Annotated in this window: 2 protein-coding genes; both read left to right on the forward strand. The window is 70.0% G+C overall.

Annotated features, from left to right (window positions below; all coding sequences use genetic code 11):
* On the forward strand, positions 1 to 2,317 hold a 2,317-nt coding region (locus AC1DU6_RS26410; protein ID WP_477860745.1), incomplete at its 5' end, for a GAF domain-containing protein.
* On the forward strand, positions 2,218 to 2,679 hold a 462-nt coding region (locus AC1DU6_RS26415; RefSeq protein ID WP_477860747.1), incomplete at its 3' end, for an HD-GYP domain-containing protein. The genes AC1DU6_RS26410 and AC1DU6_RS26415, both read left to right, overlap by 100 nt.

Genomic DNA, 2,679 nt, shown 5'->3' on the forward strand with positions numbered 1-2,679 from the left:
GGTCAGCGTGGCCCTGCTGGCGACCGGCGCCCTGGGCCGGGCCAGCAATGAGGCCGAGCGCCTGACTGCGCTGCCGCAGATGGCGGCGGCCCTGCGCGCCAATGCCTCGGTCTCGGCCGTCTATGTCGGCACCTCGGGCGGATCCTTCGTGCTGTTGCGCCGCCTTGTCGATGCGGCAACACGCAAGCGCATGGATGCGCCGGCCGAGGCTGCATTCGGCCTGCAGAGCGTGAGCCGCGATGGCGGCGCGGCCCCGCGTGGCGCCTACCGCTTCTACGACGCAGCGCTGCGCGAGCTGCAGCGCCGTGATCGGCCCGACTACGACTTCGACCCGCGCACCCGGCCCTGGTTCGCGCTGGCGAGCGAGGCCGGCGAAGGCAAGCTCGTGCAATCGGCGCCCTATCTGTTCTTCACGACCGGCGAACCCGGCGTGACGTTGGCCCAGGCTCATGGTGGCGCCGTCGTGGGCGCCGACGTCAGCCTGCAGGCTCTCAGCGAGATGCTGACGCGGCCGCAGATCAGCCGTTCGGCCGAACTGCTCATCGCCACCCAAGGCGGCGAGATGCTGGCCGAGGCCCGGCGCGAGAGCGGCGCGCCGCCGAAGGACGGCCAGGCCCTGCCGCGCGTGGCCGAGCGTGCGTCGGCGCTGATGCGCGCGCTGTGGCAGCGCCGCGATGGCGAGGGTCATCTCACACCCGTGCAGGTGGTCGACGGGCGCGAATGGGTCAGCCACGCCTTGCCGCTGCAGGGTGCCGTGGAGGCCGGCGCGCCGCTGGTGCTGCTGATGGCCGCGCCGCGCGAGGAGCTGCAGGCCTTCCAGATCGAGAGCCGCCGCCAGAGCTTCTACATCTCGCTGGGTTTGATGCTGCTGTTGCTGCCCCTGGTTCACCTGCTGGCCGATCGCGTGTCGCGGCCGCTGCGCAACCTGGCCCGCCAGGCCGAGGCGATCGAGCGTTTCGAGTTCGACGGGCCCGATCCCCAACGCAGCCTGATCCGCGAGGTCGACCGCCTGGCCATCGCGATGACGGCGATGAAGCATTCGCTGCGGCGCTTTCTCGACATCAGCAACGCGCTGAGTGCCGAGCGAGATTTCGACACCCTGCTCGACCTCATCCTGCGCGAGACCATCGCCGTGGCCGGCGCCAGTGGCGGCTCGGTCCACCTGCTGTCGGCCGATGGCCAGACGCTGGAGCCCGCGGCTTCGCGCGTGCGTGGCGAGACCGCGTCGCGCCGCGGCCTGACCTGGCAGGTGAACGTGCCCGACAGCGTCGCCGCGCCGGTGCGTGCCCTGCAGACGAACGCACCGGTCGAGATCGACCTGAGCTGGGACAACCCGACCCACCTGGCCGCCTACCAGCGGCTGTTCGCCGCCCTGGGCGTCGCGAAGATGCGCCTGCTGGCCCTGCCGCTGAAGAACAGCCAGCACGAGACCATCGGTACGCTGACATTGACCTTCCCGCTGTCGGCCGATGGGCCGTCCGAACCACTGGGCGCCGCACGCGTGGCCTTTGTCAGTGCGCTGTCGGGCACGGCCGCCGTGGCCATCGACAACCAGCTGCTGCTGCGCGCGCGCAAGGAGCTGCTGGAGAGCTTCATCCAGCTCGTTGCCGGCGCCATCGACGCCAAGAGCCCCTATACCGGCGGCCATTGCCAGCGCGTGCCCGAGCTGACCAAGATGCTGGCCCAGGCCGCCTGCGAGGCGACCGAGGGGCCGTACGCCGGTTTCACGATGGACGCTGACCAATGGGAGGCGCTGCACATCGCCGCCTGGTTGCACGACTGCGGCAAGGTCACCACGCCGGAGTACGTCGTCGACAAGGCCACCAAGCTGGAGACGATCTACAACCGCGTCCATGAGGTCCGCACGCGCTTCGAGGTGCTCAAGCGCGACGCGCTGATCGAGAAGCTGGAGGCCGAGCTGGGCGAAGCGGGCGCGCAGCGTGCCCGTGCCGCAGCGGCGCCGGTCCAGGGCGAACTGGATGCCGACTACGCCTTCGTCGCGACCAGCAATGTGGGTGGCGAAACGCTGGACCCCGAAGCCGTTGCCCGGCTGCGCCGCATCGGCGAGAGGCGCTGGTTGCGCACGCTCGACGACACGCTCGGCCTGTCCATCGAGGAGCTCGCCGCCAGCCCAAACCGCGCCCGCCGCTGCCTGCTCCTGAGCGCCTGCTGCAGGACCGGCCCGAGCACATCCTGTCGCGCCCCGCCACCGACCAACTGGGCGGTGACAACCGCTGGGGCTTCAAACTCAAGCAGCCCGAACACCTCTACCACCGCGGCGAGCTGCACAACCTCACGATCTCCCGTGGCACGCTGACGGAGGAGGAGCGCTACAAGATCAACGACCACATCGTGCAGACGCTGAAGATGCTGCACGAGCTGCCTTTCCCCAAGCATCTGCGCGAGGTGCCCGAGATCGCGGGTGGCCATCATGAGCGCATGGACGGCAAGGGCTACCCGCGCGGCCTGACCGGCGCACAGATGAGCCCGCAGGCCCGCATGATGGCCATTGCGGATGTCTTCGAGGCACTGACGGCCGATGACCGGCCCTACAAGCCGGGCAAGCGCCTGTCCGAGGCCTTAGGCCTCATGCGGCGCATGGTGGCCGAGGGCCATCTTGACCCGGGCCTGTTTGAACTTTTCCTGCGCTCGGGCGTGTGCCTGACCTATGCGCGGCGC

It is taken from the genome of Roseateles sp. P5_B10 (genome assembly GCF_056400485.1).